22 protein-coding genes are annotated in these 24863 nt (G+C 72.9%); 14 read left to right on the top strand and 8 right to left on the bottom strand.

What is annotated here, in order from left to right:
* The first annotated feature begins 230 nt into the window (after window positions 1-230).
* Complete coding sequence (aceE, locus tag ABZY31_RS16135; RefSeq protein WP_356410203.1) at window positions 231-2963, top strand: pyruvate dehydrogenase (acetyl-transferring), homodimeric type; 2733 nt, start codon at window positions 231-233, stop codon at window positions 2961-2963.
* Between the two features lie 80 nt (window positions 2964-3043).
* Complete coding sequence (locus ABZY31_RS16130) at window positions 3044-3859, top strand: potassium channel family protein (RefSeq protein WP_356410200.1); 816 nt, start codon at window positions 3044-3046, stop codon at window positions 3857-3859.
* On the opposite strand, the gene ABZY31_RS16125 is transcribed toward ABZY31_RS16130, so the two are convergent.
* Window positions 3840-4220, bottom strand: a complete 381-nt coding sequence (locus tag ABZY31_RS16125; protein ID WP_356410197.1) for a peptidase inhibitor family I36 protein — start codon at window positions 4218-4220, stop codon at window positions 3840-3842. The two genes, ABZY31_RS16130 and ABZY31_RS16125, sit on opposite strands and share 20 nt — an antisense overlap.
* Before the next feature lie 240 nt (window positions 4221-4460).
* On the bottom strand, window positions 4461-6065 hold the full coding sequence (locus ABZY31_RS16120) for an MFS transporter (protein ID WP_356410194.1): 1605 nt from the start codon (window positions 6063-6065) through the stop codon (window positions 4461-4463).
* 127 nt (window positions 6066-6192) lie between these two features.
* On the opposite strand from ABZY31_RS16120, the gene ABZY31_RS16115 reads away from it, so the two are divergent.
* The 3 genes from ABZY31_RS16115 to ABZY31_RS16105 all read left to right on the top strand — a co-directional run bounded on the left by ABZY31_RS16115 (window position 6193) and on the right by ABZY31_RS16105 (window position 9185).
* Window positions 6193-6879: a TetR family transcriptional regulator gene (locus ABZY31_RS16115; RefSeq protein WP_356410191.1), complete on the top strand. Its 687-nt coding sequence runs from the start codon at window positions 6193-6195 to the stop codon at window positions 6877-6879.
* A gap of 225 nt (window positions 6880-7104) precedes the next feature.
* A complete protein-coding gene (locus ABZY31_RS16110) occupies window positions 7105-8244 on the top strand; it encodes an alpha/beta hydrolase (protein ID WP_356410292.1) in 1140 nt (379 codons plus the stop codon).
* Between the two features lie 74 nt (window positions 8245-8318).
* Window positions 8319-9185, top strand: a complete 867-nt coding sequence (locus ABZY31_RS16105; RefSeq protein ID WP_356410188.1) for a DUF4429 domain-containing protein — start codon at window positions 8319-8321, stop codon at window positions 9183-9185.
* A 203-nt stretch (window positions 9186-9388) separates the two neighbouring features.
* On the opposite strand, the gene ABZY31_RS16100 is transcribed toward ABZY31_RS16105, so the two are convergent.
* Window positions 9389-10414: an aldo/keto reductase gene (locus tag ABZY31_RS16100; RefSeq protein WP_356410185.1), complete on the bottom strand. Its 1026-nt coding sequence runs from the start codon at window positions 10412-10414 to the stop codon at window positions 9389-9391.
* Window positions 10411-10842: a MerR family transcriptional regulator gene (locus ABZY31_RS16095; protein ID WP_356410182.1), complete on the bottom strand. Its 432-nt coding sequence runs from the start codon at window positions 10840-10842 to the stop codon at window positions 10411-10413. Before ABZY31_RS16095 ends, ABZY31_RS16100 begins: the two co-directional genes overlap by 4 nt.
* Window positions 10843-10911: 69 nt before the next feature.
* Here ABZY31_RS16095 and ABZY31_RS16090 point away from each other — a divergent pair, with 69 nt between their 5' ends.
* Both ABZY31_RS16090 and ABZY31_RS16085 read left to right on the top strand, forming a co-directional pair.
* On the top strand, window positions 10912-11733 hold the full coding sequence (locus ABZY31_RS16090) for a serine hydrolase domain-containing protein (RefSeq protein WP_356410289.1): 822 nt from the start codon (window positions 10912-10914) through the stop codon (window positions 11731-11733).
* Window positions 11734-11912: 179 nt separating this feature from the next.
* Window positions 11913-13052 carry a peptidoglycan recognition protein gene (locus ABZY31_RS16085; protein ID WP_356410180.1) on the top strand — a complete coding sequence of 380 codons (1140 nt, stop codon included), beginning with the start codon at window positions 11913-11915 and terminating at the stop codon, window positions 13050-13052.
* 34 nt (window positions 13053-13086) lie between these two features.
* Here the strand turns inward: ABZY31_RS16085 and ABZY31_RS16080 are convergent, their stop codons facing one another.
* Complete coding sequence (locus tag ABZY31_RS16080; RefSeq protein ID WP_356410177.1) at window positions 13087-13815, bottom strand: pirin family protein; 729 nt, start codon at window positions 13813-13815, stop codon at window positions 13087-13089.
* 182 nt (window positions 13816-13997) lie between these two features.
* Between ABZY31_RS16080 and ABZY31_RS16075 the strand changes: the two genes are divergently transcribed.
* The 5 genes from ABZY31_RS16075 (at window position 13998) to fabF (ending at window position 18821) form a co-directional block, all read left to right on the top strand.
* The gene (locus ABZY31_RS16075; protein ID WP_356410286.1) at window positions 13998-15137 is read left to right on the top strand and encodes a helix-turn-helix domain-containing protein; all 1140 of its coding nucleotides are present in this window, start codon (window positions 13998-14000) and stop codon (window positions 15135-15137) included.
* Window positions 15138-15226: 89 nt separating this feature from the next.
* Window positions 15227-16144 carry an ACP S-malonyltransferase gene (locus ABZY31_RS16070; protein ID WP_356410174.1) on the top strand — a complete coding sequence of 306 codons (918 nt, stop codon included), beginning with the start codon at window positions 15227-15229 and terminating at the stop codon, window positions 16142-16144.
* Window positions 16145-16163: 19 nt separating this feature from the next.
* On the top strand, window positions 16164-17168 hold the full coding sequence (locus tag ABZY31_RS16065) for a ketoacyl-ACP synthase III (protein ID WP_356410171.1): 1005 nt from the start codon (window positions 16164-16166) through the stop codon (window positions 17166-17168).
* 59 nt (window positions 17169-17227) lie between these two features.
* Entirely contained in the window at window positions 17228-17476 is a 249-nt protein-coding gene (locus ABZY31_RS16060; RefSeq protein WP_150519766.1) for an acyl carrier protein, read from the top strand.
* Between the two features lie 79 nt (window positions 17477-17555).
* Window positions 17556-18821, top strand: a complete 1266-nt coding sequence (gene fabF, locus ABZY31_RS16055; RefSeq protein ID WP_356410168.1) for a beta-ketoacyl-ACP synthase II — start codon at window positions 17556-17558, stop codon at window positions 18819-18821.
* Window positions 18822-18881: 60 nt separating this feature from the next.
* Here the strand turns inward: fabF and ABZY31_RS16050 are convergent, their stop codons facing one another.
* Window positions 18882-19376 (bottom strand): DUF3145 domain-containing protein, encoded by a 495-nt coding sequence (locus tag ABZY31_RS16050; RefSeq protein WP_356410165.1) that lies wholly within the window; start codon window positions 19374-19376, stop codon window positions 18882-18884.
* 250 nt (window positions 19377-19626) lie between these two features.
* On the opposite strand from ABZY31_RS16050, the gene ABZY31_RS16045 reads away from it, so the two are divergent.
* A complete protein-coding gene (locus ABZY31_RS16045; protein ID WP_356410162.1) occupies window positions 19627-20523 on the top strand; it encodes an SGNH/GDSL hydrolase family protein in 897 nt (298 codons plus the stop codon).
* 133 nt (window positions 20524-20656) lie between these two features.
* Here ABZY31_RS16045 and ABZY31_RS16040 read toward each other — a convergent pair whose 3' ends face one another.
* Complete coding sequence (locus tag ABZY31_RS16040; RefSeq protein ID WP_356410283.1) at window positions 20657-23071, bottom strand: glycoside hydrolase family 3 C-terminal domain-containing protein; 2415 nt, start codon at window positions 23069-23071, stop codon at window positions 20657-20659.
* Between the two features lie 267 nt (window positions 23072-23338).
* Here ABZY31_RS16040 and ABZY31_RS16035 point away from each other — a divergent pair, with 267 nt between their 5' ends.
* Window positions 23339-23920 (top strand): TetR/AcrR family transcriptional regulator, encoded by a 582-nt coding sequence (locus ABZY31_RS16035; protein WP_356410160.1) that lies wholly within the window; start codon window positions 23339-23341, stop codon window positions 23918-23920.
* A gap of 29 nt (window positions 23921-23949) precedes the next feature.
* Here the strand turns inward: ABZY31_RS16035 and ABZY31_RS16030 are convergent, their stop codons facing one another.
* On the bottom strand, window positions 23950-24804 hold the full coding sequence (locus ABZY31_RS16030; RefSeq protein WP_356410158.1) for an EI24 domain-containing protein: 855 nt from the start codon (window positions 24802-24804) through the stop codon (window positions 23950-23952).
* Between the last annotated feature and the right edge of the window lie 59 nt (window positions 24805-24863).

The following is a 24863-nucleotide window of genomic DNA, read 5'->3' as shown; positions in this document are numbered from 1 at the left end:
GCATTCGGCGCGCGAGAGGACTTTCGCACGCGTGCGGGGACGAACGCGCTTACGAACCCGTTGAACGGGGTGGGCGTAAGGTTGCGATTTGGCCGGACCCGCTCCCCGCTCCTTGAGTGTGGCCTGATATTCCAGCGGTTACCCAGCGGTACAGATGACGATTTCGGCCCGGCGGTAGACGATGGGAGCCGGCGACCCAGGCACGACTCCCCCGACAGCGAAGGAACAGCGTGGCTTCCGCATCCGATCGCAACCCGATCATCATTGGCGGCCTGCCGAGTCAGGTCCCGGACTTCGATCCGGAGGAGACTCAGGAGTGGCTCGACTCCCTCGACTCAGCCGTCGACGAGCGGGGCCGCGAGCGTGCCCGCTACCTGATGCTGCGGCTGATCGAGCGGGCCCGCGAGAAGCGCGTGGCCGTGCCCGAGATGCGCAGCTCGGACTACGTCAACACCATCGCGACCAAGGACGAGCCCTTCTTCCCCGGCAACGAGGAGATCGAGCGCAAGGTCCTGAACGCCACCCGCTGGAACGCGGCCGTGATGGTCTCCCGCGCCCAGCGCCCGGGCATCGGGGTCGGCGGCCACATCGCGACCTTCGCCTCCTCCGCCTCCCTCTACGACGTGGGCTTCAACCACTTCTTCCGGGGCAAGGACGAGGGTGACGGCGGCGACCAGATCTTCTTCCAGGGCCACGCCTCCCCGGGCATCTACGCCCGCGCCTACCTCCTGGACCGGCTCTCCGAGCAGCAGCTCGACGCGTTCCGCCAGGAGAAGTCGAAGGCCCCCCACGGTCTCTCCAGCTACCCGCACCCGCGGCTGATGCCGGACTTCTGGGAGTTCCCGACCGTCTCGATGGGCCTCGGCCCCCTCGGCGCGATCTACCAGGCCCGGATGAACCGGTACATGGAGGCGCGCGGGATCGCGGACACCTCAAAGTCCCACGTTTGGGCGTATCTCGGCGACGGCGAGATGGACGAGCCGGAGTCGCTGGGCCAGCTGTCCATCGCCGCCCGCGAGGGCCTGGACAACCTGACCTTCGTCGTGAACTGCAACCTCCAGCGCCTCGACGGCCCGGTCCGCGGCAACGGCAAGATCATCCAGGAGCTGGAGTCGCAGTTCCGGGGCGCCGGGTGGAACGTCATCAAGCTGATCTGGGACCGCTCCTGGGACCCGCTGCTGGCCCAGGACCGCGACGGCATCCTGGTCAACAAGATGAACTCCACGCCGGACGGGCAGTTCCAGACGTACGCGACCGAGTCCGGCGCCTACGTCCGCGAGCACTTCTTCGGCGGGGACCAGCGGCTGCGCGCGATGGTCGAGAACATGTCCGACCAGCAGATCCAGCACCTGGGCCGCGGCGGCCACGACCACAAGAAGGTCTACGCGGCCTACGCGGCGGCCAAGGCGCACAAGGGCCAGCCGACGGTGATCCTCGCCCAGACGGTCAAGGGCTGGACCCTCGGCCCGAACTTCGAGGGCCGCAACGCGACGCACCAGATGAAGAAGCTGACGGTCGACGACCTCAAGCGCTTCCGCGACCGGCTGCACATCCCGATCACGGACGCCCAGCTGGAGGGCGGCGCCCCGCCGTACTACCACCCGGGCCGCAACTCCCCCGAGATCCAGTACATGCACGACCGCCGCAGCGCGCTCGGCGGCTACGTGCCGACCCGCGTGGTGCGCGCCAAGCCGCTGGAGCTGCCGGGCGACGCGGCGTACGCGGCCGCCAAGAAGGGCTCGGGCCAGCAGTCGATCGCCACCACCATGGCCTTCGTCCGCATCCTGAAGGACCTGATGCGGGACAAGGAGATCGGCCGGCGGTTCGTGCTGATCGCGCCCGACGAGTACCGCACCTTCGGCATGGACGCGTTCTTCCCCAGCGCCAAGATCTACAACCCGCTGGGCCAGCAGTACGAGGCGGTCGACCGCGACCTGCTGCTCGCGTACAAGGAGTCCCCGACCGGCCAGATGCTGCACGACGGCATCTCGGAGGCGGGCTGCACGGCCTCGCTGATCGCCGCGGGTTCGGCGTACGCGACGCACGGCGAGCCGCTGATCCCGGTCTACGTCTTCTACTCGATGTTCGGTTTCCAGCGCACCGGTGACCAGTTCTGGCAGATGGCCGACCAGCTCGCGCGCGGTTTCGTGCTCGGCGCGACGGCCGGCCGGACCACCCTCACGGGTGAGGGCCTCCAGCACGCCGACGGTCACTCCCAGCTGCTCGCCTCGACCAACCCGGGCTGCGTCGCCTACGACCCGGCCTACGGGTACGAGATCGCGCACATCGTCCGGGACGGCCTGCGGCGCATGTACGGGCCCGAGGCCGAGGACGTCTTCTACTACCTGACCGTCTACAACGAGCCGATCCAGCACCCGGCCGAACCGGCGGACGTCGACGTGGACGGCATCCTCAAGGGCATCCACCGGGTCTCCCGGGGCACGGACGGCGCCGTTGCGGCGCAGCTCATGGCCTCGGGCGTGGCGGTGCCGTGGGCGCTGGAGGCGCAGCGGATCCTGGCCGCCGAGTGGAACGTCCGGGCGGACGTCTGGTCGGCGACCTCCTGGAACGAGCTGCGCCGCGACGCGGTCGAGGTGGAGACGCACAACCTGCTCCACCCGGAGGAGGAGCAGCGCGTCCCGTACGTGACGCGCAAGCTGTCCGGCGCCGAGGGGCCGTTCGTGGCGGTCTCGGACTGGATGCGGGCGGTCCCGGACCAGATCGCGCGCTGGGTGCCCGGCGCGTACACCTCGCTGGGCGCGGACGGCTTCGGCTTCGCCGACACGCGCGGCGCGGCCCGGCGCTTCTTCCACATCGACGCCCAGTCGGTGGTCCTGGCGACGCTGACCGAGCTGGCCAAGGCGGGGAAGATCGACCGTTCGGTGCTCAAGCAGGCCATCGACCGGTACCAGCTGCTGGACGTCACGGCGGCCGATCCGGGCGCCGCGGGCGGCGACGCGTAGGCGTCGGGCGCTCTTCTTCCGGCGGGGCGCCGGGGACTTCGGTTCCCGGCGCCCCGCCGTCTTTCCCTACGATGCCGGGCATGAAGGTTCAGTCCGCGCAGTCCCGCTGGGAGCGGCGCACCCAGCTCCCCCTGCTCGTGTGCGCCATGGCCTTCGGCGTCGCGTACGCCGTTCCGATCATCGCCCCGGACGCGGACCGGTCGGTGCACGAGGCGTGCCTGCTGACCGAATGGGTGGTCTGGGGCGTCTTCGCCGGGGACTACGCGGTGCGGCTGGCCCTGGCGGCCGACCGGCGGCTGTTCGTGCGGACGCACTGGCTGGACCTGGCGGCGGTGCTGCTGCCGATGATCCAGCCGCTGCGGCTGCTGCGGCTGGTGTCCACGCTGCTGCTGGTGGGGCGGCGGGCCCGGATGGCTCCGCAGGTCCGGCTGACCACCTATGTCGCGGGGGCGGTGGTGGGGCTGCTGATGTTCGGCTCGCTGGCCGTGCTGAGCGTGGAGCGCGACGCCCCGAAGGGGAACATCAAGAACCTCGGGGACGCGGTGTGGTGGTCCTTCACCACGATGACCACCGTGGGCTACGGCGACCACTCCCCCACCACGGGCCTCGGCCGGCTGGTCGCGGTGGGTCTGATGCTGTCCGGGATCGCGCTGCTGGGTGTGGTGACGGCGAACATCGCGGCCTGGTTCATCTCCCGGTTCGACCGCGACGACCAGGCGGACCGGCTCCAGGCCGCGGCGCTGACGGAACTGGCCGAGGAGGTACGGGCCCTGCGCGCCGAGGTCGCCCGGCTCGGCGGGGCGGGGCCGGGCGCGGGGGCCGGCGTACCGGCGGGCGCGGGGGCCGACGTACCGGCGGCCGCGCCCGCCACTGCGGCTATCGCTCCCACACCTTGAACGCCCTCACCTGGTAGGGGGACTGGGGCAGCCAGGTGCCGTCACCGGGGTAGGTCTGGAACTCCCCGGTCTCGGCGCACTCGGCGGACTGGTAGGTGGTCACCGGCCGGCCGGTGCGGTTGGCGAGGGCCTGCGCGGCCTTGCCCGGCGGCAGGGAGACGCAGTCGTTGGTGGTGATCTCGGTCAGTTCGTGGATCTGCTTCGTGCCCTTGAAGTCGGGCTTCGCCCAGAAGCACAGCTGCCCGGTGGCGCAGGCCCCGAGCGGCGGCGGCCCCGCGGCGTGGGCGGCGGAGGCGGCGCCGGGCAGCAGGGTGGTGGCGGCCAGGAACACGGCGGCGAGCACAGTGGAACTCGTACGCATGACGGGTCAACTCCTTGTGGTCACAGGGCACTCGTACGGGTGGCCCGGTGGGCCGGCGGTCCGTCGCGAGTGCCGCTGACACCACGCTGACCTGCGAAGACGGTCGGGCGGAAGACCCGGCGGGGCGGTCCATCCGGATAGGCGACAGCCCCGCCGGACGGGTCCGGCGGGGCTGTGGCGCCCCGGAGTTGACGCCTCCGCGGCGGGGCGGCCGAGGGGGGCCTGGGCGGTCGGCGCGGGTCAGATGTGGGCCGCGCCCGCGCCCGCGGCGGCGTTCTCCCCGCGCCGGGTGAAGCCCGCGACCACCGCGGCGAGCACGGCCACCACGCCGGCGACGACGAAGGCGGTGCTCATGCCTGACACGAAGGTGTCATGGGCGACGGTGCTGATGGCCTTCGCGAGGGGCGCCGGGGCGCCCTCGGGGACGGGGGCGACGCCGACCGTGGCGGCGCTCGTGGCCAGTTCCGCCTGCTCGGGGGTCATCGGCGGCAGCTGCGCCGCGGTCCAGTTGTCCATGAAGGAGGAGGACACCTTGTTGGCCATGACGGCGCCGAGGACGGCGGTGCCGAGGCTGCCGCCGACCTGCATGGCGGCCTGCTGGAGGCCGCCGGCCACGCCGGAGAGTTCCAGCGGGGCGTTGCCGACGATGACCTCGGTGGCGCCGACCATGACGGGCGCGAGGCCGAGGCCCATGAGGGCGAACCAGACGGACATGGTGACGGTGCCGGTGTGCGGGGTCAGCTGCGACATCCCGAAGCAGGCGGCGGCGGTGGCGACCATGCCCGCGACGAGCGGGAGGCGCGGGCCGACCTTGGTGATGGCGAGGCCCGCGAGCGGCGAGCCGACGATCATCATGCCGGTGAGCGGCAGCAGGTGCAGACCGCTGTCGACGGGGCTCATGCCGTGCACGTTCTGCAGGTAGAAGGTGACGAAGAAGAGGCCGCCCATGAAGGCGAAGGCCATCAGGACCATGAGGACGGTGCCCGCGGACAGCGGCACCGAGCGGAACATCCCGAGCGGGATCAGCGGCTCGGCGACCCGGGTCTCCCAGAAGGCGAAGAGCGCGAAGCAGAGCACGGACCCGGCGAGGAAGAGCAGGGTCTTGCTGTCGCCCCAGCCCCATTCGGAGGCCTTGATCAGCGACCAGATCAGGGAGAACATCGCGGCGGACAGCAGCAGGATGCCCAGGACGTCGAAGGAGCGCGGGGCGTTCTCGGCGCGGTGGTCGAGCAGGATGAACAGGCCGAAGCCGAGCGCGACGATACCGACGGGCACGTTGATGAAGAAGACGGACTGCCAGTTGACGTGCTCGACGAGCAGACCGCCGACGATGGGTCCGGCGGCGGTCGAGGCGCCGATGACCATGCCCCAGATACCGATGGCCATGTTCAGCTTCTCGGCGGGGAAGGTGGCCCGCAGCAGGCCGAGGGCGGCGGGCATCAGCAGCGCGCCGAAGACGCCCTGCGCGACGCGGAAGCCGATGACCAGCTCGACGCTGGAGGAGAGGCCGATCGCGGCGGAGGACGCGGCGAAGCCGGCGATGCCTATGAGGAAGGTCTGGCGGTGGCCGAAGCGGTCGCCGAGCTTGCCCGCGGTGATCAGGGAGACCGCGAGGGCCAGCAGGTAGCCGTTGGTGATCCACTGCACCTCGGCGAGGGTGGCGTGGAGGTCGTCGGTGATGGCGGGGTTGGCGACCGCGACGATCGTGCCGTCGAGGGTGACCATCATGACGCCGATCGCGACGGCGAAGAGGGTCAGCCAGGGATGCCCGCGCAGCCGGGAGGCCGGTCCCGGCGCGCCGTCCTGGTCGGACAGCTGCTTGTCGAGGCTGATCTGACTAGTCATGCGGACAGGCTAGTGACAGCGACTGACACTTCACAAACGGCTTAACACGACGGCAACTGTCAGGTCGGTCACAGGTAGCCTGACCGCCCACCCCGCCCCCGCAGCCCGAAAGAGGACCCCCTCGGTGATGACCGACCAGCGGCCCGGCGCACCGGCGGCACCGCCCGCGCCGCCCGCGCCCCTGCCGGGGGCCCCCGCCGGGCTGCGCGAACGCAAGAAGCGCCGCACCCGGGACGCCCTGCTGCGCTCCTCCCTCGTGCTCTTCACCACGCAGGGGTACGAGGAGACGACCGTCGACGAGATCACCGACGCCGTCGAGGTCTCCCAGCGCACCTTCTTCCGCTACTTCGCCAACAAGGAAGAGGTCGCCTTCGCCGTCCAGGACCTGGTGGAGTCCCACTTCGTGGCCGCGCTGGAGGCCCGCCCGGCCGCCGAGGGTCCGCTGGCGGCCATGCGCAACGCCGTGCTCGGCGCGTGGGACACCATCGAGGAGGCGATCGGCGAGGTGGTCCCGGTCGAGCTGCACATGCGGTCCTACCGGCTGATCGAGTCCACGCCCGCGCTGCTCGCCGTCCATCTGCGCCGCTCCACCGAGCTGGAGGAGCGGATCGCCCGGCTGATCGCGGCGCGCGAAGGGCTCGACGTGGACACCGATCCGCGGCCCCGGATCGCGGTGGCGGCGTTCTCCGGGGTGATGCGGGTGACCGGGCGGCTGTGGGGCCGGGGCGAGGACACCAGCGTGGCCGCGATCCGCCGGATGACCGAGGACTACCTCGACCAGATCGGCCCGGCGCTGGCCGCCGACTGGCACTGACCCGCAGCCGCCCTGTTCGTACCGGAACGGAACGGTTCGGCGCCTGTAGGTGACGGCCGCGGGGACGGGCCCGTGACGCCCGTCACCCGGCGTGCCGCGGCCGGAAAAGGTCTCCTACGCTATCCCTCAGTGAACCTGTCCGGCCTGCACGGCCCTGCCTCCCCCGCCACCTCCCCCAGCCCCGGCGCGCTGCACGCCGTGCTCGCGCTCCTGGTGGTCTTCGTCATGCTGGCGACCACCGGCTGGACGGCCGTGCACCGGCCGGAGGAAGCCGTCTCGGCCCGCCGGGCGGCCCTCGCCTCCTGGTCCGCGGCCCGGATCGGCGGCCGTCCCGTCCCGTCCGCCGACGCCCCCATACGCACCGTCGCGCGCTTCTTCTCCGAACTCGACGGACCCGAACGCGACCGGCTGGCCGACAGCTATCCGCTGGTCGTCGGCAACCTCGACGGGGTACCCGCCCGGACGCGGTTTCGGGCCAACCGGCGCGCCCTGGGCCAGGCGGCCCGCACCGAGGCGGTCCGGGCCCAGGACGTGGCGCTCACCCCGGCCGACCGGGACCAGGCCGGCCGGCGGCTGCACCGGCTGGAGTCCCTGGCCGACCCGGCGCGGCAGATCCTCGTCTTCGACCCGACCGGCGACGGCCTGGTCGCCGAGGTCTTCGGCGACCTGGACCGGGCGCGGCGCGTCTCGGTGATCGTCCCCGGCGTCGACACGGACCTGCTCACCTTCGAGCGGTCGCAGCGCCGCTACAGCGCCCCGGTCGGCATGGCCGAATCCCTCTACGAGGCCGAGCGCGCGGCGGCTCCGAACACCAGGACCGCCGTCATCGCCTGGGCCGGCTACGTCTCCCCCACCGGGCTCGGCGTGGACGCGGCCACCGGGCGGCTGGCCGCGCAGGGCGCCGTACGGCTGGCGGCCCTGGCCTCGGCGCTGCCCGGGGACGCGTCCGTGACGCTGTTCTGCCACAGCTACGGGTCGGTGGTGTGCGGGGTCGCCGCCCACGGCCTGCCGCGCCGGGTGACCGACGTGGTGGTCTCGGGCAGTCCCGGCATGCGCGTGGAGAACGCCGCCCAGCTGAACACCTCGGCCCGGGTGTGGGCGATGCGGGACTCCGGGGACTGGATCGCGGACGTACCGCACCTGGAGCTGGGCGGGCTCGGGCACGGGGCCGATCCGGTGTCCCCGGAGTTCGGGGCGCGCCGTCTCTCGGCGGCCGGGGCGAAGAGCCACACCGGCTACTTCGAGCCGGGGACCGGCTCGCTGGAGAACTTCGCGCGCATCGCAACCGGTGCCTACGCTTCCGCTGTCTGCGCGGACGGGGACGACTCCTGCCGACGGGGAATTTCCGGCCCGGAAGAGGACTGACGCACGGAGAGGGCCGGAAAACGACCCTCGCGGTCAGGGGACGCGCAGGCCTGCCGCCCTTTACGATGAGCCGCATGGGTGACGTACTGGCCGGAAACCATGCCGTCTGGGAGTTCGACTCGGACTCGGTGCTCATCCGCTTCGAACGGGGGATGTCCGCACTGCGCATGCCGCGCCTTTGGCATGCGCTGGGGCAGAGACGCATTCCCCACGAGGCGTTGTCCGAGGTGAGCGTGACCGTGACCGCGGGGAAGCGGGAGACGGTGGTGCTGCGTGCCGTGCCGCGGCCCGGGGCCGATCCGCTGATGGAGGCCGCCGCGGGACAGCTGAAGGACATCTGCGATCCGTACCGGCTGGTGCTGCCGGCCGACCGGGCGCCGCTGGCCCTCGCGCTGGCCGACGCGCTGCGCGCCCGGCTCGGGCCGGACCCGGCCGAACCGGCGCCGCGCTTCCTGGTCGAGGCGCCGAAGCCGCCGCTGCACCTCAAGGCGTACGACGGCCGGGCGACCCTCGACGAGAGCGGGGTGGGCCTGCGCTGGTCCCGCACCGGGGCCTCCAGCGCCAAGTGGAAGGCCGGCGACCGGCATTACCCGCTGGCGGAGCTGACGGGGGTCGAATGGCATTCCCCCGAGCGGCCCGGCGGCCACCTGCGGCTCCGCTCGCGCGACGACGGCGAGGAGGTCCCGGCTCCGGAGCACGATCCGGCGGCGGTGGTGTTCGCCACGGGGTACGGCGGGGTGCACGAGTCCCTGCCTTTCGCCGCCGCGGTGCTGGCGGCGGTACGGGGGCGGACTCCGGTGGCCGTGGGGGCGATGGCCGGCGGGGTGGGCGGGGCGCGTGAGCCCGACCGGATGCGGCACCTGGGGGAGCTGCACGGGGCCGGGCTGCTGACCGATGCGGAGTACGCGGCGCTGCGGGATCGTTTCGCCGCCGGGTCGTAGCGGGGGCCCCGGCCACCGGGGGCCGTGCCGGACCGCTGCGCGGGGCCCCCGCGCCTGCGGCGCGCACGTCCTCGAACGCCGGACGGGCTGAAGATGCCCCTGGCCCGGGAGCCGGATGGCGCCCGGGTCGGGGGGTGTCCTCAAACGCCGGACGGGCTGGACATGCCCCCGGGGCTGGGTGGTGTCACGGCCGGGGGCCGGTGTCAGGCCTCGCGGGCCTTCGAGGTGGAGCTCATGTCCGGGTAGCGGTCGCCCGCGACGTGGGCGGCGATCGGGTCCAGGAGGGCGAGGTCGGCCGGGGTCAGGGTGATGCGGGTCGCCGCCGCGTTCTCCGCGAGGCGGCTGCGCTTGCGGGTGCCCGGGATCGGGACGACCGCGAGGCCGTGGACCGCCGAGCGCTGCTGGACCCAGGCCAGCGCGATCTGCGCCGGGGTGGCCCCGTGCGCCGCCGCGACCGCGCGCACCGGCTCCAGCAGGGCGGCGTTGGCCTTCGCGTTGGCGCCGTTGAACCGCGGCTGGTGGCGCCGGAAGTCGCCCTCCGACAGCTCCGCGCCCGCGTCCGCGAACGCCCCGGTCAGGAAGCCGCGCCCGAGCGGGGAGTACGGCACGAAGGCCACGCCCAGCTCCGCCGCCGCGCCCACCGCGCTCTGCTCCACGTCCCGGCTGAACAGGGACCACTCCGACTGGAGCGCGGCGATCGGGTGCACCGCGTACGCCTCGCGCAGCTCGGCGCCCGTGACCTCGCTCAGGCCCAGGTGGCGGACCTTGCCCTCGGCGACCAGTTCCGCCATCGCGCCGACGGACTCCGCGAACGGCACCTGCGGGTCGCGCCGGTGCATGTAGTAGAGGTCGATGACGTCCACCCCGAGCCGCCGCAGGCTCGCCTCGACGGCCTGGCGGACGTACGGCGCGTCGTTGCGCACGCCCCGGTACTGCGGGTCGTCGGTGCGCTCGAAGGCGAACTTCGTGGCCAGCGTGACCTCGTCCCGGTGCGCCGCGAGGAACGGCGCGAGGAACTCCTCGTTGCGCCCCCGCCCGTACGCGTCGGCCGTGTCGAAGAGGGTGACCCCGGCCTCCAGCGCCGCGTCCAGGGTGTCGCGGGCCGCGGCCTCGTCCGTGTCGCCGTAGAACTCGCTGATGCCCATGCAGCCGAGGCCCTGTATGCCGACCAGCGGGCCGCCCTTGCCCAGCTCGACCTGGTCGATCCTGTCCGTGATGGTGTGCGTCATGAGTGTGCCTTCCCCTGTTCCCCGTGCGTGGCCGCGGTGTTTGCGCCGTCCGTGCACCGCTTCGTCTCCGCGTAAAAACCGATCTTGAAGTCCAGTACCGCCAGCGCGTCCGTCAGTTCGTCGATCCGTGCCCGGACCTCGCGCCGCGTGCGTTCCAGCAGCTCCCGCCGCTCCTCGACGGTGTGCCGGCCCTCGCGCACCAGCTCCGCGTACCGGACCATGTCCGCCACCGACATCCCGGTGGCGCGCAGCTTGCCCACGAAGGCCAGCCAGTCGAGGTCCTTGTCGCTGAAGCGGCGCTGGCCCGAGTGCGAGCGGTCCACGTGCGGCATCAGGCCGATCCGTTCGTACCAGCGCAAGGTGTGCTGGGTCAGACCGGTCCGGGCCTCGACCTCGCTGATCGTGTACCGCGTCTGCGTCAGGCTCATGCCCCCACGCTAAAACCCTTGAGTGCACTCCAAGCAAGTAGGCTCGACCGCATGGAGAGCACGGAGATCATGGAGAGCCTGCGGATCATCGACACCTGGCCGGTACCGACCGCCGCGGCGGCCGTCGTACGCGCCGACGGGACCCTCGCGGGAACCCACGGCCCGGTCGGCCACCGCTTCCCGCTGGCCTCCGTCACCAAGCCCCTCGCCGCGTACGCCGCGCTCGTCGCGTACGAGGAGGGGGCGATCGAGCTGGACGAGCCGGCCGGACCCGAGGGTTCCACCGTGCGCCACCTGCTCGCGCACACCAGTGGACTCGCCTTCGACGAGCACCGCGCGATGGCCCCGCCCGGGGAGCGGCGCCTGTACTCCAACGCCGGTTTCGAGGTGCTCGGCGACCACATCACCAAGGCCACCGGCATCGCCTTCGCCGAGTACCTGCACCAGGCGGTGCTGGAGCCGCTCGGCATGGACGCGACCACCCTGGACGGCTCCCCCGCCAAGGACGGCGTCTCCACCGTCGCCGACCTCTCCCGCTTCGCCGCCGAGCTGATGGCCCCCCGGCTGCTGGACGTCCGCACGGTCGCCGAGGCCACCTCGGTGGTACACCCCGGCCTCAAGGGCGTGCTGCCCGGTTACGGTCACCAGTCCCCCAACGACTGGGGCCTGGGCCTGGAGATCCGCGACGGGAAGTCCCCGCACTGGACGGGCGCCACCTCCTCCCCCCGCACCTTCGGGCACTTCGGGCAGGCCGGCACCTTCCTGTGGGTGGACCCGGACGCGCGCGCGGCCTGTGTGGCGCTGACCGACCGGCCCTTCGGGCCGTGGGCGGTGCAGGCGTGGCCGCCCTTCACCGACGGCGTCCTCGCCGCGCTGGCCGGCGGGAAGTGACCGGCAGCGGCCGGAAGCAGCGAGAAGCGAAAGCGCGTTCGACCGTGGTGCCGGGCGGGTGACACCGGCGGGGGCTATGCACCCATCCGACCCGATTGCCGTGGCGCACGTCCCGGTCCGGGCCCCCTCACATCGGTAGATTCCGGTTCCCATCACCGTTGATCATCGGGGAGAACCGGGTGCGCACCCGCAGCATCGTGGTGTCGGCCGCCACCGCCGCCCTCACCACCGGCATCGTCGCCCTGCTCGCCGTCCGGGGGGCGCCGGGCGCGGCGCTGCGCACCCAACCCCTGCGGGTGAACGGTTCCGGCGCCTCCTTCGAGGAGGCGGACACCGCCGGGTTCAGCATGCTGGCCGTCTCCTGGGACGAGCCTGACCGGTCCCTCGACGGGGTGATCCGGGTCCGCACCAGATCCGCGGGGACCGGAGTCTGGTCGCCCTGGACGGTCCTGGGCACGGAGCGGGGCGAGGGCGCGCGCGGGGTCTCCGAGCCGCTGTGGGCCGGGCCCTCCGACGGGGTCGAGGTCCGGGTCGCCGGGCGCGGCGGGCCGCTGCCCGCCGGGCTGCGGCTGGAGCTGGTCGACCCCGGCGCGGACCCGCCGGAGGGGGCGGACCCGGCGGCGGCCGGCGCCGTACCGGCCGCCTACGCGGCGGCCCCCGGCGTCCGCCGCGAGCACGCCGACCGGCCCGAGGTCGTCTCCCGCTCCGCGTGGGGCGCGCGGGAGCAGCCGGGAAACGACCCGGTGTACGGCAAGGACGTCAAGGCCGTCTTCGTGCACCACACCGCGCAGACCAACGCCTACGACTGCACCGACTCGGCGGCCCTGATGCGCGGCCTGCAGACGCTGCACGTGCGCACCAACGGCTGGAAGGACCTCGGCTACAACTTCGTCGTCGACAAGTGCGGCACCGTCTTCGAGGGCCGCCGCGGCGGCGCCGACCGGCCGGTGACCGGCGCCCACACCCTCGGCTTCAACACGGACACGATGGGCGTCGCGGTCATCGGCGAGTACTCCTCCCAGGAGCCCTCCGACGCCGCGATGAGCGCGGTGGCGCGGCTCGCGGCCTGGAAGCTGGGCCGGTACGGGTACGACCCCCGGGGCAGCGTCACCCTGACCTCCGGCCTCGACAACGGGAAGTTCCGCGCCGGGCACCGGGCACGCTTCGAGCGGATCTCCGGGCACCGCGACGCGTTCTCCACGGAGTGCCCGGGCACCGCCCTCTACCGCCGGCTGCCGGAGATCCGCGACCGGGCCGCCGATCCGGGCGGCGGCCCGCTCGACGGGCTGGTCGGCTCCCTCGCCGGCCGCCACGGCTGAGCGGGGCCCCTCAGCGGGACCCGCCCCGCACGCGCTACGGCAGCTCCCACAGGAGCAGTTCCCCCGGGGAGCCGGCGACGATCTGCAGGCCGTGCGCGCCGCTGATCCGCACCGAGTCCCCCGGACCCAGCTCGACCCCGGGCGCGTCCCCGTCGGCCTCCTCCGGCCCGTCCGCCCCGGCCGCCCCGTCGAGCCGCAGGTCCCCGCGCACGACGTGCAGGTACACGCGCGGCGCGGCCGGTACGGGGACCCGCTCGCCCGCGCCGGGCCTGCGCACCCGCAGCACCGCACCGGCCGCGGGGACCTCGTAGGGCGCGTCGTCCGCCACCGCCCGCACGACCTCGTAGGAGGCCTCCGCCGCGGCGGCGGGATGGTCCGACCCGTCGAGTGCGTGCCGCGGGGCCAGCCACATCTGGACGAAACGGAGCGGGACCGGCCCGTCGTTGCGCTCGACGTGACGGACGCCGTCGCCCGCGCTGAGCCGCTGGACGTCCCCGGGCCGCACGACGGTGGAGCGGCCGGTGCTGTCGCGGTGGGTCAGCTCGCCCTCGGTCACCCAGGTGACGATCTCGGTGTGCCGGTGCGCGTGCTCCTCGAAGCCCGCTCCGGGGGCGAGGGATTCCTCGTTGCAGGCCCGGACGGGGCCGAACCCGACGTTGTCCGGATCGTAGGAACTCCCGAAGGAGAAGGCGTGCCGGGTGCTGATCCCGGCCGCTCCGTCCCCGCCCGGGTACCGGTCCGTGGCACGACGTACTTCCATCATGCAGGCCACCGTAGCCGCCCGGCCGGGCACCGCCGGCGGACCTGGCCGCCGACCCGGGACGCCGCGCCGGGGTCGGCATAGGGCAGTCTTGTCACGTGCCCCCACCCGAACGTGAGCAGCTCCCCGCGCATCCTCCGCACCCCGCCCACCAGGTCCACCCGGCCCATCCGCATGCCGCGACACTGCGCCGGCTGGAGAAGTCCTCCGGACGTCTCGCCGCCAACGCGATCGCCCGCATGGACGAGACGCTGTCCTGGTACCGGGCGATGCCCCCGGAGAACCGCTCCTGGATCGGCCTGGTCGCGCAGGCGGGCATCGCCGCCTTCACCGAGTGGTTCCGCCACCCGGAGACCCCGCAGGCGATCTCCACGGACGTCTTCGGGACGGCTCCGCGCGAGCTGACCCGGGCGATCACCCTGCGCCAGACCGTCGAGATGGTGCGTACGACGATCGAGGTGATGGAGACGGCCATCGAGGAGGTGGCCGCTCCCGGCGACGAGTCGATCCTGCGCGAGGCGCTGCTCGTCTACGCGCGGGAGATCGCCTTCGCGACCGCCCAGGTGTACGCGCAGGCCGCGGAGGCGCGCGGCGCGTGGGACGCCCGGCTGGAGTCCCTCGTGGTCAACGCGGTGCTGTCCGGCGAGGCGGACGAGGGCGCGCTGTCCCGGGCCGCGGCGCTCGGCTGGAGCTCCCCCGACCACGTGTGCGTGGTGCTGGGCACCGCCCCCGAGGGCGACAGCGAGCTGACGGTCGAGGCGATCCGGCGGGCCGCCCGGCACCACAAGCTCCAGGTGCTCACCGGGGTGCTCGGCGACCGGCTCGTCGTGATCGCGGGCGGCAGCGACAACCCGATGCAGGTCGCCAAGTCCCTGATCGGGCCGTTCGCGGCGGGCCCGGTGGTGGCCGGTCCGGTGGTCTCGGACCTGCTGAACGCGACGAAGTCGGCGCAGGCGGCGGCGGCCGGGCTGAAAGCGTGCACGGCGTGGCAGGACGCGCCGCGGCCGGTCCTCGCGGATGATCTCCTCCCGGAGCGCGCGATCGCCTCCGACCCCTCCGCGCGCGAGCAGTTGGTGGAGGAGATCTACAGACCGCTCGAGGAGGCCGGTTCGGCTCTGCTGGAGACGCTGAGCGTCTACCTGGAGCAGGCGAGCAGTCTCGAAGGCGCGGCCCGGATGCTGTTCGTGCACCCGAATACGGTGCGGTACCGGCTGCGACGTGTGACCGACGTCACCGGCTGGTCGCCCTCGGACGTGCGCTCCGCGTTCACGCTGCGCATCGCCCTGATCCTGGGGCGTCTGGCCGAGGGCGAACAGCCGTCCTAGACTTTTGTCGGACATCAACAATTACCCCGACGGTTCTTCGTCCCTGTCCCCACGGGCGGCGCAGGCCCGAATCAAGAGAGAGTGTGAGGGTGCTCGTACTCGTCGCTCCCGGCCAAGGCGCTCAGACGCCCGGCTTCCTGACTTCCTGGCTCGACCTCCCCGGCGCCGCTGACCGCGTCGCCGCCTGGTCGGACGCCATCGAGCTCGACCTTGCCCACTACGGCACCAAGGCCGACGCGGACGAGATCCGCGACACCGCCGTGGCCCAGCCGCTGCTGGTGGCGGCGGGTCTGCTGTCGGCCACCGCGCTGGGTTCCCCGGCCGCGTTCGGCGCGGTCGCCGGTCACAGCGTCGGCGAGATCACCGCCGCCGCGTTCGCCGGCGTGCTGAGCGAGGCCGAGGCGCTGTCCTTCGTCCGCACCCGCGGGCTGGGCATGGCGGAGGCCGCCGCGGTCACCGAGACCGGCATGGCCGCCGTGCTCGGCGGCGACCCGGACGTGGTCGTCGCGCACCTGGCCTCGCTGGGCCTGACCCCGGCCAACATCAACGGGGCGGGCCAGATCGTGGCCGCGGGCACCATGGAGCAGATCGACGCCCTGGTGGCCGACAAGCCCGAAGGCACCATGAAGGTCGTCGCCCTCAAGGTCGCGGGCGCCTTCCACACGCACCACATGGCTCCCGCGGTCGTCACCCTGGAGAAGGCCGCGCAGGCCCTCACCCCGGCCGACCCGGCGCTGACGTACGTGTCCAACAAGGACGGACAGATCGTCACCACGGGCGCCGACGTCGTCGCCCGCCTGGTCGGACAGGTCGCCAACCCGGTCCGCTGGGACCTGTGCATGGAGACGTTCGCCGGCCTCGGCGTCACCGGGATCATCGAGCTGTGCCCGGGCGGCACCCTGACGGGGCTGGCCAAGCGCGCCCTCAAGGGCGTACCGACCGTGGCACTGAAGACGCCCGACGATCTCGAAAAGGCCGCCGCGCTCATCGCTGAGCACGCGGCCTGAGAGAAGGAGCCCACACAGCATGTCGAAGATCAAACCTGCACAGGGTTCCCCGTACGCGCGCATCCTCGGTGTCGGCGGCTACCGCCCGACCCGGGTCGTCTCCAACGAGGTGATCCTGGAGACGATCGACTCGTCCGACGAGTGGATCCGCTCGCGCTCCGGCATCGCGACCCGGCACTGGGCCTCGCCACAGGAGACCGTCGCCGCCATGTCGGTGGAGGCCTCGGGCAAGGCGCTGGCCGACGCCGGCGTCTCGCCGGAGCAGATCGGCGCCGTGATCGTCTCGACGGTCTCGCACTTCAAGCAGACTCCGGCCGTGGCGACCGAGATCGCGCACCGGATCGGCGCGGGCAAGCCCGCCGCGTTCGACATCTCCGCGGGCTGCGCCGGCTTCGGCTACGGCCTGACCCTGGCCAAGGGCCTGGTCGTCGAGGGCTCGGCGCAGTACGTGCTGGTCATCGGTGTCGAGCGGCTCTCCGATCTGACCGACCTGGAGGACCGCGCGACGGCCTTCCTGTTCGGTGACGGAGCGGGCGCCGTGGTCATCGGCCCCTCCGACGAGCCGGCCATCGGCCCCACCGTGTGGGGTTCGGAGGGCGACAAGTCCGACACGATCAAGCAGACCGTGCCGTGGGACGAGTGGCTCGGCAAGGACGGCGGAGAGAAGTTCCCGGCCATCACGCAGGAGGGTCAGGCGGTCTTCCGCTGGGCCGTCTTCGAGATGGCCAAGGTGGCCCAGCAGGCGCTCGACGCGGCCGGGATCACCGCGGAGGACCTGGACGTCTTCATCCCGCACCAGGCGAACATGCGGATCATCGACTCGATGGTGAAGACTCTGAAGCTGCCGGAACACGTCACGGTCGCCCGTGACATCGAGACCACCGGCAACACCTCGGCCGCCTCGATCCCGCTCGCGATGGAGCGGCTCCTGGCGACCGGGGCGGCGAAGAGCGGCGACACCGCGCTCGTCATCGGCTTCGGGGCGGGACTCGTCTACGCAGCAACGGTCGTTACCCTCCCCTAGGGCGCGGGATCGTTCCCGTCCCTCACCACCAGAGTTAGCTACCCAAGAAGGAGCGCCACATGGCCGCCACGCAGGAAGAAATCCTCGAAGGTCTCGCGGAGATCGTCAACGAGATCGCCGGGATCCCGCAGGAGGACGTTCAGCTCGACAAGTCCTTCACCGACGACCTGGACGTCGACTCCCTGTCCATGGTCGAGGTCGTCGTCGCCGCCGAAGAGCGCTTCGAGGTCAAGATCCCGGACGAGGACGTCAAGAACCTCAAGACGGTCGGCGACGCCGCCGACTACATCCTGAAGCACCAGGCCTGAGCCTGACGAGCGTTTGTCGCCACCTGGCGGTGGCGCCGTGACAATTCAGCACCCTCTTACACGTGGAGAAAGAATTCCTGTGAGCCCGACCAATCGCACCGTGGTCGTCACCGGTATCGGCGCAACCACTCCGCTGGGTGGCGACAGCGCTTCGACCTGGGAAGGTCTGCTTGCCGGTCGTTCCGGGGTCAAGCCCCTGGAAGGCGACCGTTTCGCCGAACTCCCGGTCCGCATCGCCGCCACCGCCGCCGTGGACCCGAGCGAGGTCCTGCCCCGCCCGCTCGCCCGCAAGCTGGACCGCTCGGCGCAGTTCGCGCTGATCGCCGGCCGCGAGGCCTGGGCCGACGCGGGCTACACCGGCCCCGCCGGCGAGGACCCCTCCGTCGCCCCCGAGCGCCTCGGCACGGTGATCGCCTCCGGCATCGGCGGCGTCACCACCCTGCTCGACCAGTACGACGTGCTCAAGGAGAAGGGCGTGCGCCGGGTCTCCCCGCACACCGTTCCCATGCTCATGCCGAACGGCCCGGCGGCCAACGTCGGCCTGGAGGTCAACGCCCAGGCCGGTGTGCACACCCCGGTCAGCGCGTGCGCGTCCGGCGCCGAGGCCATCGGCTACGCCGTCGAGATGATCCGTACCGGCCGCGCCGACGTGGTCATCGCGGGCGGCACCGAGGCGGCGATCCACCCGCTGCCGATCGCCGCGTTCGCCAACATGATGGCGATGTCCAAGAACAACGAGAACCCCACGACGGCCTCCCGCCCCTACGACAAGGCCCGCGACGGCTTCGTCCTCGGCGAGGGCGCGGGCGTGGTGGTCCTGGAGTCCGCCGAGCACGCCGCCGCGCGCGGTGCCCGGGTGTACTGCGAGGTGCTGGGCCAGGGCCTGTCCGCGGACAGCCACCACATCGCGCAGCCGGAGCCCACCGGCCGCGGTGTCGCGGCCGCGCTGCGCAACCTGCTGGACAACACCGGCCTGGACCCGGCCGAGCTGGTCCACCTGAACGCGCACGCCACGTCCACCCCGCAGGGTGACACGGCCGAGCTGAAGGCCCTGCGCAAGGTGCTGGGCGACGACCTCGACCACATCGCGATCTCGGCGACCAAGTCGATGACGGGCCACCTGCTGGGCGGCGCGGGCGGTGTCGAGACCGTCGCGACGGTCCTGGCGCTGTACCACCGCATCGCCCCGCCGACGATCAACGTCGACGAGCTGGACGACGACATCACGGCCGACATCGTCCGCGGCGAGCCGCGCAAGCTGCCGGTCGAGGGCCCGATCTCCGCGATCAACAACTCGTTCGGCTTCGGCGGTCACAACGTCTCGCTGGCCTTCCGTTCCGTTTAGTGCCTCACGCCGCAGAAGGCCCACCCGGAGTTCCGGGTGGGCCTTCTGCGTGGGCGGGGCTCAGACGACCTGGTGGAGCCAGCGCACCGGGGCGCCCTCCCCCGCGTAGCGGAAGGGTTCCAGTTCGTCGTCCCAGGGCTTTCCGAGCAGCTTGGCGATCTCCGCCTCCAGGTCGCTCTCGCCGAGGACCGACCGGGCGAGGGCGGCGCGCAGCCGGTCCTCCGGGATGAGGATGTCGCCGTGCATGCCGGTGACGGCATGGAAGATGCCGAGTTCGGGCGTGGAGCTGTAGCGCTCCCCCTCGGCGGTGGCACAGGGCTCGGCCGTCACCTCGAAGCGCAGCAGGTGCCAGCCGCGCAGCGCGGACGCGAGCTTGGCGGCCGTGCCCGGTTCGGCCTGCCAGGAGAACTCGGCTCTCCAGGTGCCCGGCGAGGCGGGCTGCCTGATCCAGTCGAGGTTCACCCGTACTCCGAGTACGCCCGCGACCGCCCATTCCACGTGCGGGCAGAGCGCACGCGGTGCGGAATGCACGTACAGAACTCCACGTGTCGTCACCGGGACCTCCAGTGTGGGACGAGGTCGGGAATAAACTTCAGAAAACGGACAGTATGTGACGTGATGTAATTTAGCGGAAATGATCTGACATTGTGCCCAGGGACGTGCGGCCGAAACGCCACGGGAAAAAGCTACCGTGCGCCGGGGGTCGCGGGGTGACGTACGGTCGCTCAGAACCCGCTGCACACACAGCTTTCACTCAGCAGGGCGGCCTCCGGGGACGCCGGACGACGAGGGAGGGACCTCACCCATGCGGACCACCACCTCCGCGCACCGACGCGGGCGGAATTCCGCTCTGCGCGCGGGCGCGGCGGCCGTCGTGCTGGCCCTGGCCGGTACGGGCTGCCAGGGCGGCGGTTCGACGGGCGGCGAGCGCGGGGCGCCGGCCGCGCCGCGCTGGAACACCGCTCCCGCCTCGGTCGCGGCCGTCGGGGACTCCATCACCCGCGGGTTCGACGCCTGTTCGGTGCTGGCGGACTGCCCCGAGGTCTCCTGGGCCACCGGGAACGACCCGGAGGTGCGTTCGCTGGCGACCCGGCTGCTGGGCGAGGCGCTGGCCCCGCAGCGCAGCTGGAACTACGCGGTGACCGGCGCCCGGATGGCGGACCTGGGCGCGCAGCTGACGGCGGCCGCCGCGCAGCGCCCCGACCTGGTCACGGTGATGGTGGGCTCGAACGACGCCTGCCGCCCCACCACTTCGTCGATGACCTCGGTCGACGATTTCCGGGAGGGCTTCGAGAAGGCCCTGGCGGGGCTGCGCGAGGCCGCGCCCAGGACCCAGGTGTACGTGTCGAGCGTGCCGGACCTCCAGCGCCTGTGGGAGCAGGGCAAGGGCAGCGCGATGGGCCGGCAGATCTGGAAGCTCGGCATCTGCCAGTCGATGCTGGCGGACGCCGAGTCCGTGACGGCCGGGGCGACGGCGCGGCGCGAGAAGGTGCGGGCGCGCGTGGTGGAGTACAACGAGGTGCTGCGGCAGGTCTGCGCGAAGGACGAGCTGTGCCGCTACGACGGCGGCGCGGTGTTCCAGTACCCCTTCACGACGGCGCAGTTGAGCCGCTGGGACTGGTTCCACCCGGGCAGGGACGGGCAGGCCCGGCTGGCGGAGCTGGCGCACCGGCAGGTGACCTCGCCGCGTCCTCCCCTCTGAGGGCTGCGGCCACCGCGGGGCCGGGCGCCGATGGCGCCGCGGAGGGACCGGGGGCGGGTGTCAGGGCCCGCCCCCGGTCCGGTTCAGGGGTGATTTCCGGCCAGTCGCCGCCGGGCGGCTTCCGGAGCGTGCCTCAAGGGCGGATCTCCAGGGTGGCGGTGAGCCGGGTCGCCGCGTGCGAGCGGCTCGCGCGCACCTCGTACGCCCCGCCCACGCGCTGCCAGGCGCCGGTCTCCTCGTCCCAGATCTCGAAGGCCCGCGGGGGCAGCGCGATCTCGGCCTCCACGCTCTCGCCGGGTCCCGCCTCCAGGCTCGCGAAGCCCGCCAGCCAGCTCGCCGGGCGCTCCACCGGGTCGGCCACGGGGGCCAGGTAGACCTGGACGACCTCGCGGCCGGGGCGGGAGCCGGTGTTGCGGACCCGGACGCGGGCCACCTCGGGGGTGACCTCCAGGGACTCGTAGCTCCAGTCGGTGTAGCCGAGGCCGTGCCCGAAGCAGTACGCGGGGCTCACCCCGGCCTTCTCGTAGGCCCGGTAGCCGATGTGGAGGCCCTCGCGGTACTCCAGCCGCCCGTCGGCCGGGGTCACGTCGGTGACCGGCGCGTCGGCGAACGCGGCGGGCCAGGTGGTGGGCAGCCGACCGCCGGGCTCCCGTTCGCCGAGGAGCACCTCGGCCAGCGCGGCGCCGCCCTCCTGGCCGGGGAACCAGGTCAGCAGGACCGCCGCGACCTCGTCCCGCCAGGGCAGTTCGACCGGGGAGCCGGTGTTGACGACGACCACGGTGTTCGGGTTGACGGCGGCGACGGCGCGCACGAGGTCGTTCTGCCGCCCGGGCAGTTCCAGGTCCTTGCGGTCGAAGCCCTCGGACTCGACGCGCTCGGTGGTGGCGACGACCACGACGGCGGTGTCCGCGGCCCGCGCCGCGGCCACGGCCTCGGCGATCAGCTCGTCGGCGTCGCGCCGCGGCGCGAGGTGGAGCAGCGAGAACATGATCGCCTTGAGCGGCAGCGCGCTGGTGTCGGGGACCTGGTAGGTCAGCGACACCTCGACGGGCTCGCCCGCCGTCAGCACGGCGCGGGCCCGCTCGCTGGGCGCGCCGAAGAAGGCCTCGAAGGGGTCGGCCTCGTCGCCCATGTGCTGGACGCCCTCCCAGACCGTCTCGCCGCCGACCGTGAGGGTGAAGGCGCCCAGCCCCCGGGTGCCGAAGGCGTGCTCGCCGCTCTCGCGGGGGACGAAGGTGCCGGTGACCTCAATGGAGGCCATCGTCGCGTAGGTCGCCCCGGCGGGGAGGTCGTCGCCGATCCACTGGACCTGGCCCGTCGGCAGGCTGCCCTCGCCGAGGACCGCCCCGCCGGCGTCGCGGCAGACGGCGCGCAGCTCGAAGCCGGTCTCGGCGGGGGCCAGTTCGTCGCTGGGGTCCGCGCCCACGTGGAAGGTCAGTGCCCCGGGCGGGAGGGCGGCGGTGAGGCCGTCGAGCGGGGAGACGACCCGCTCGGGGAAGACGGTCGCGCTGCCGCCGCCGAGGACCCGGGCGTCGCGGGCGGCCGCGCCGCAGAGGGCGACGGTGGCGCCGCGGCGGGCGTCGAGCGGCAGCGCGGCGTTCTCGTTGCGGACGAGGACGAAGCCGCGGGCGGCCAGCTCGCGGGCCAGCGCCTGGCCGTCGACGGCGGCCGGGACCTCACCGACGGCCGGCGGGGCGCCTTCGAGCAGTCCGACGCGGGCGGCCAGGCGCAGGACGTTGCGCACGGCGTCATCGACCGCGGCTTCGGGGACCTCCCCGGCGCGTACGGCGTCGGCGAGCGGGGGCCCGTAGACGGTCTGCGGTCCGGGCATGGCCACATCCAGGCCGCCGAGGATGTCCCCGGTGGTGGAGCGGGCGGCCATCCAGTCGGAGACGTTGTAGCCGTCGAAGCCCCACTCCCCGCGCAGGACCTCCTTCACCAGGTGGCGGTGCTCGGTCATGGTCGCGCCGTTGACCTGGTTGTACGCCGTCATGATGCCCCAGGGGCGGGCGTTCTTGACGATGGCCTCGAAGGGCGCCAGGTACAGCTCGCGCAGCGGGCGCGGGGCGATGACGTTGTCGACGGTGAAGCGGTCGGTCTCGGCGTCGTTGCCCACGAAGTGCTTGACGGTGACGGCGACCCCGCCGTCCTGGACGCCCCGGACGTAGCCGGTGCCGATGGCCCCGGTGAGGTACGGGTCCTCGGAGTAGCACTCGAAGTGGCGGCCGCCCAGCGGGGAGCGGTGCAGGTTCACGGTGGGCGCGAGCAGGACGTGGACGCCCTTGCGGCGGGCCTCCTGGGCGAGCAGGCGGCCGGCCCGGCGGGCGAGGGCGGGGTCCCAGGAGGCGGCGAGCGCGGTCGGCGAGGGGAGCGCGATCGACGGGTCGTCGGCGGTCCAGCGGACGCCGCGGACGCCGATCGGGCCGTCGGACATGACCACGGAGCCCAGACCGATCCCGGGGAGGGCGGGCAGCGTCCACATGTCCTGGCCGGCGAGCAGCCGGGCCTTGGTGTCGAGGTCGAGCTTGCCGAGCGCGGCTTCCACCACGTCGTCGCGCGTCCGGTCGGCCTGGGCGTCCCGGGACTGCTCGGTCTTCTGGGGCTGCTCGGGCTCCCGGGGCTGCTGGGAATGCTGGGGCTGGGGGTTGAGGGCGTCGCCTGCCACGGCCTGCCTCCTCGTCGGGTGGTGCGGGGTGCGGGTGCCCCCATCGTGGACCCGTTCCCTGGTGAGCGGTAGGGTTCGTGATGTTTTCGTTACTTCGAGGGAATGGCGTACGGTCCTGCTGGCGCAACGGACACGGAGGAAGGCGGCCGGATGGTCAGGGCCAGGAGCGAGGAGCGGCGCGGGGACATCCTGCGCGCCGCGGTCGAGGTGATCGCGGAACGGGGCTACCGGGGCGCGTCCCTGGGCTCGGTCGCCGAACGCGTGGGCCTGACCCAGCAGGGCCTGCTGCACTACTTCCCGACCAAGGAGTCCCTGCTGGTCGCCGTGCTGGAGGAACGCGACCGCTGGGACACCGGCGGCGGTTCCCGCGCCTCGGCCGAGCACTGGCGGCTGGACCTGCTGGCCTCGCTGGTGGAGTACAACGCGATGCGCCCCGGGATCGTGCAGACCTTCTCGGCGCTGCTGGGCGAGAGCGTCACCGACGGGCATCCGGCCCGGGAGTTCTTCACCGAGCGCTACGCGCAGGTACGGGCCGAGATGGCGGCGGCGCTGCGCGCCGAATTCGGCGCGCGCCTGCCGTCGGGGCTGACCCCCGAGGAGGCGGCCCCGCTGCTCACCGCGGTGATGGACGGGCTCCAGTACCAGTGGCTGCTGGCCCCGGACGCGGTGGACATGCCCGCCTCCTTCCGCTCCTTCCTGACGCTGCTGCGGGGGCCCGGCGCGGCGGAGTGAGGCTCAGGGGGCGGGCGCCGAAGGTGCGCTCAGCCGTCGGTCCCGCCGGCGGGGCGGCCGTAACCCGCGGGCGGCGGTCCGAAGCCCTGCGCGGGCGCGGGCCACGCAGCGTCGTCGCCCCCGGGAGAGGGAGCGGGAGCGGGCTCCGGGTCCGCGGTGAGGTCCCGGACCATCAGGGTCGCTCCGGCGACCGCGCCGGGCATCAGGAACACCGCCACCAGCGGCACCAGGAAGGACAGCACCAGCGGCACGCCGAAGCCGAGCGCCAGCATCCGGCGCGAGCGCAGCAGGGCGAGCTGTCCGGGCAGCTCCACGCGGCGGCGCATCAGGGCCACGCCGGTCAGCTCCAGGGTGAGGAAGTAGCCGGAGACGCAGAACCCGACGGCGGGGACGACGGTCTGACCGACGACCGGGATGAAGCCGCAGGCGAAGAGCAGGATGCCGTAGAGCAGCACCCGGCCGAGCACCCGCACGCTGTCGCGGGCCGAGATCCACAGCTCCCGCCACAGGGTGAGACCGGAGTCGGGCAGCTCGCCGCCCTCGCTGCGGTCGACCTGCTCGGAGAGCGACTCGTAGAACGGCTGGCCGATCAGCAGGGTCACCGCGGTGAAGGTGATCACCGCGAGGAACAGGCCGAGGCCGAAGAGCAGGAAGGTCAGGAAGCCGCGGAAGGCGGCCAGCCACGGGGAGGACCAGTCGTCGGCGAAGGGCGTCAGCCAGCCGACGAGGTCGTCGGCGCCGTAGCCGAGCCCGGTCAGTGCGGCGGCGTACAGGACCAGGGACAGCAGTCCCGGCAGCAGGCCGAGGCCGAGCCAGCGTCCGTGCGCCAGTACCCAGCGCTGCCCGGCCAGCAGATAGCGGAATCCCCCCGCGAGATCACTCATCGGGCCAGCTTACGGCGCGGGCCGCACCCCCTCGGAGGGGGTGCGGCCCGCGCTGTGTG

The organism is Streptomyces sp. NPDC006529 (genome assembly GCF_040611795.1).
In the GTDB taxonomy this organism is placed as follows: domain Bacteria; phylum Actinomycetota; class Actinomycetes; order Streptomycetales; family Streptomycetaceae; genus Streptomyces.
Note: the sequence above shows the minus strand (reverse complement) of the source record. Positions and strands in the feature narration are given on the sequence as shown.